The 4,870-nt window shown below is 42.0% G+C and carries 3 protein-coding genes; 2 read left to right on the forward strand and 1 reads right to left on the reverse strand.

All coding sequences use genetic code 11. From position 1 onward, the window contains the following. The first annotated feature begins 66 nt into the window (after positions 1–66). The gene (locus Q1V93_RS03725) at positions 67–2,472 is read left to right on the forward strand and encodes a 3-hydroxyacyl-CoA dehydrogenase/enoyl-CoA hydratase family protein (RefSeq protein ID WP_300661625.1); all 2,406 of its coding nucleotides are present in this window, start codon (positions 67–69) and stop codon (positions 2,470–2,472) included. 48 nt (positions 2,473–2,520) lie between these two features. Then, the gene (locus Q1V93_RS03730) at positions 2,521–3,702 is read left to right on the forward strand and encodes an acetyl-CoA C-acyltransferase (RefSeq protein ID WP_300661628.1); all 1,182 of its coding nucleotides are present in this window, start codon (positions 2,521–2,523) and stop codon (positions 3,700–3,702) included. Positions 3,703–3,783: 81 nt separating this feature from the next. Here the strand turns inward: Q1V93_RS03730 and Q1V93_RS03735 are convergent. After that, a partial coding sequence (locus Q1V93_RS03735) for a hypothetical protein (protein ID WP_300661631.1) occupies positions 3,784–4,870 on the reverse strand: 1,087 nt, incomplete at its 5' end.

Genomic DNA, 4,870 nt, shown 5'->3' on the forward strand with positions numbered 1-4,870 from the left:
TCATAATAACGAATTACCGTGATAACGAAGAGAAAGTCACGGCAGAATCAATAAAAAAATCAATTTATGAATAGACACATTAAAAAAGTGGCCATTTTGGGATCAGGAGTTATGGGATCCAGAATTGCCTGTCACTTTGCCAATGTAGGATGTGAAGTATTATTACTTGATATTCTGCCAAAAGAACCCAATGACGCTGAAAAGGCAAAAGGATTAACTCTGGAAAGCAAAGCTGTCAGAAACCGCATTGTGAATGAAGCTTTACAATTCGCGTTGACTTCCAATCCTTCTCCGATTTACAGAAAATCATTTGCTTCCCGCATTCAAACAGGAAATTTCGAAGACGATATGGCAAAAATTGCTGATGTCGACTGGATCATTGAAGTGGTAATTGAACGTTTGGATATCAAACAACAGGTTTTTGCCAATGTTGAAAAGTTCAGAAAACCAGGAACATTGATCTCCACAAACACTTCCGGAATTCCGATTCACTTAATGCTTGACGGAAGATCCGACGATTTCAAAAAGCACTTTGCGGGAACTCACTTCTTCAATCCTCCAAGATATCTTCCTTTACTGGAAATCATTCCAACATCCGAAACAGCGCCGGAAATCATTGATTTCTACATGTCTTTCGGGTCGAAAATTCTGGGAAAGAAAACTGTTCTTTGTAAAGACACTCCGGCATTTATCGCAAACAGAGTTGGTGTATTCAGCATCATGGCTTTGTTCCATGCCGTTGGAGAAATGGATTTAACGATTGAAGAAGTCGACAAATTAACCGGTCCGGTTTTGGGAAGACCGAAATCTGCCACGTTCCGCACCTGTGATGTTGTTGGTTTGGACACCTTGGTTCACGTAGCAGACGGATTGAGAGAAAATTGTCCGGACGACGAAGAAAAGGCCTTGTTTGAAGTTCCCGCTTTCGTAAAGAAAATGGTCGAGAACAATTGGTTGGGAAGTAAAACCAAACAAGGATTTTTCAAAAAAACAGTAGATGCTGAAGGAAAAAAAGTATTCCTTGCCCTGAATCTGAAAACATTGGAATACGAACCGAGCAAAAAGGTTTCCTTCCCTACTTTGGAAATGACCAAAGCTATCGACGATTTGGAACAGCGTACCAAAATGTTGTTCATGGGAACGGACAAAGCCGGTGAATTTTACCGCAAAACATTCGGAGGTTTGTTTGCTTACGTCACGAACCGAATTCCTGAAATCTCCAATGACTTATACAAAATTGATGATGCGATCAAAGCAGGTTTCGGTTGGGAATTAGGCCCTTTCGAAACATGGGATGTCATCGGATTCAAACAAGGAAAAGAACTAGCTGAAAAAGCGGGTAAAAAATTGCCTGCATGGGTTGCGGAAATGGAAGCAGCAGGCTTCACCAGTTTCTACAAATCCGAAAACGGAAAACGTTTATATTACAATCAACAAAGCAAATCTTACGAAATCATTCCGGGAACGGAAGAATTGGTTTCTCTGCAGGCATTGAGAGTTTCCAACAAAGTTTGGGGCAATTCAGACACCACTTTGGTTGATTTGGGAGACGGAATCCTGAACCTGGAATTCCACACCAAAATGAATACGATCGGTGGCGGAGTCATTGAAGGAATCAACAAAGCAATTGATTTGGCCGAAAAGGATTACAAAGGATTGGTTATTTCCAATACCGGAGGAAACTTCTCTGCCGGAGCAAACGTTGGAATGATCTTCATGATGGCTGCAGAACAGGATTACGACGAATTGAATTTCGCAGTGAAATCATTCCAGGATACCATGATGCGTATTCGCTACTCGAATATTCCGGTAATTGCTGCTCCTCACAATATGGCATTGGGCGGCGGTTGCGAATTATCCATGCATTCGGATAAAGTGGTTGCTCATGCAGAATTGTACATGGGATTGGTCGAATTCGGTGTTGGATTGATTCCCGGCGGAGGCGGTTCCAAAGAATTCGCAAAAAGATTCTCAGAAGAATTGAAAGACGGAGATATCAAGATTAATCGCTTGCGCGAACGTTTCCTTTCCATCGGACAGGCAAAAGTTTCTACTTCGGCTTACGAAGCATTTGATTTAGGTTATTTGCGTCCGGGAACAGATGAAGTGGTTATTTCGAGAGAATATCAATTGACCCGTGCAAAAGCTGCCGCTTTGGAACTAGCTGTAAAAGGATATATCGCACCGAAAAGAGAGAAAAATATTACTGTTTTAGGACAGGAAGGTCTCGGAATTATTTACGTCGGAGCGAACTCCATGAAATCAGGGCATTACATGTCGGAGCACGATCAGGTCATTTCTGAAAAGCTTGGCTGGGTGATGTGCGGTGGCGATTTAAGCGAAAACACGGTCGTTTCGGAACAATATTTATTGGACTTGGAGCGAAAAGCATTCGTTGAATTGTGCCAGCAGCGCAAAACACTTGAACGATTGGAAAGCTTGGTAAAATCCGGGAAAATACTTAGAAATTGATCGCTTCCTCCCTCAAGCGAGGAAGCAAATCACTCAAAAAATAAAAACATGTCAAACAAAGCATATATCGTAGCGGGATTCCGCTCAGCAGTAGGAAAATCAGGGAAAGGAGGATTCCGATTCTTCCGGCCTGATGATTTAGCGGCACGCGTCATTGAACATTTGGTGGCAAGCGTACCACAGGTAGAAAAAACGCGAATCGACGATGTCATCGTAGGGAATGCAACCCCTGAAGCGGAACAAGGACTGAATGTAGGTCGGTTGATTTCATTGATGGGATTGAAAACAGACAAAGTTCCGGGAATGACCGTGAACCGTTACTGTTCATCCGGTTTGGAAACAATCGCGATTGCACAGGCAAAAATTGAAGCCGGAATGGCAGATTGTATCATTGCCGGCGGAGTTGAATCCATGTCGGTCATGGCGATGGGTGGCTGGAGGATTGTTCCGAATCCGAAAATCGGGAAGGAAAACCCGACCTGGTATTGGGGAATGGGATTAACAGCAGAAGCCGTTGCAACGCAATTCAATGTAAATCGTGAAGATCAGGATCTTTTTGCCCTGCATTCGCACGAAAAAGCACTGAAAGCAATCGCTGAAGGAAGATTCAAAGAAGACATCGTTCCGATTGAAGTGGAACATATTTTCCTGGATGAAAATGAAAAGCGCCAGGTAAAGAATTATATCGTTGACACGGATGAAGGTCCGCGCGCATCAACCATCGAAGGGCTTGCACGATTGAGACCTGTTTTCGATGCACTAGGAAGTGTAACGGCAGGAAACTCTTCCCAAACTTCAGACGGAGCCGCATTTGTGATGGTGATGTCGGAAAAAATGATGAAAGAATTAAACATCGAACCGATTGCACGTTTACACAGTTATGCAGTCGTTGGTGTGGAACCACGAATCATGGGAATTGGTCCGGTTGAAGCAATTCCGAAAGCATTAAAACAAGCAGGATTGAGCCTGAACGATATCAATTTGTTCGAGTTGAACGAAGCATTTGCTTCTCAATCTTTGGCAGTTATTCGTGAAGTTGGTTTGAATCCGGATATCGTGAACGTAAACGGTGGAGCAATTGCTTTGGGTCACCCGCTTGGATGTACAGGAGCGAAACTAACGGTTCAGATGATGAACGAACTTCGCAGAAGAAAACAAAAGTACGGAGTTGTGACCATGTGTGTCGGAACCGGACAAGGTGCTGCCGGAGTGATTGAGTTGTTGAAATAATTACAGTAAATAATCAAAACGCCCGCTGTTTGACGAACAACGGGCGTTTTTTATTATCAATTTTAAAAATCAAGATCTTTATTAATAAGTGCAGAAACCGGTAGTTTTAAACTGAAGCATTCCTTTTATTGGATTAGTCCATAAATCTTTGGTCCACGCTGATCCTGGTGTCCAAACTGTCATTGACCAATGTAAACGCATAGCATACTCATTCCACCATACATTCTGACCAGCAGCAGGATTAAATTGATACCATTCACTGTAAGTTCCCATTCTACCTTTTAGATCCACATGCGCCCCATTAATCCATTCAGGACTTAAGGCCTTATTAGAAGTATAGGAATCATCCAATTCATAGGTATTGAAAAACAAAACTTTCCTTGGTTGAAAAGCTGCACCAACATAATTATGATCATATTCGCCACCTATCCATGTCCCGGTTGGTGCGTCATCATGCATCCAGCAGAAAAATTTATCCGTATTATTGACGATCCAATTATCAGCATCATAATTACTGACATCTCCAATTCTAACATGCTCTTCACGATTATTATAGCATCCTTTTCTCAAAAAAGATCTGATTGGATCTGCTCCGGTTGGCGTATTATAAGTCTGTGTCCAAACAACCTTTCCTACCATTTCCACTTCGGAATGCCCATTATTATCATATCGATATCCTATCTGAAGTTTGGATATTGCTATTCGTTCATTGGCATCATCCGGAGGAGAAGATGGATCTACCGGTTCCGGATCGTTTCCAAGTGGGATCATCGGTGTATTTGGTCCTAATTTATCATACAATTGACGGATATTTGTTGCTCTTCCATCAATTGCAAATACGGGTGCTCTAGCTGCCACCGATAATTCAGTCCACATATCAACTCTAGTAACTTCATTATTCTGATTTATATACCAGCCAAGCACGACATCATTTCCATCAGCATTTTCAGAAATATCATCACCTGGCGTTACAACTGGTTTTAACGAATTGTTTTGGCCTCTAAAGGTCGGCACATAAATACTTGCCTTAATATTATAATCTCCATATTGCATCTGATCTTGCACCTGTTCAAAACTCCAGCCGGTATATTTTTCGAGTGGGTCAACAGTCGATTCAATAATTAATTTCGTCTCAGGAAAGACAGCAAATAAATCCTCAAAATAAAAC

It is taken from the genome of Fluviicola sp. (assembly GCF_030151805.1).
Lineage (GTDB): Bacteria > Bacteroidota > Bacteroidia > Flavobacteriales_D > Crocinitomicaceae > Fluviicola.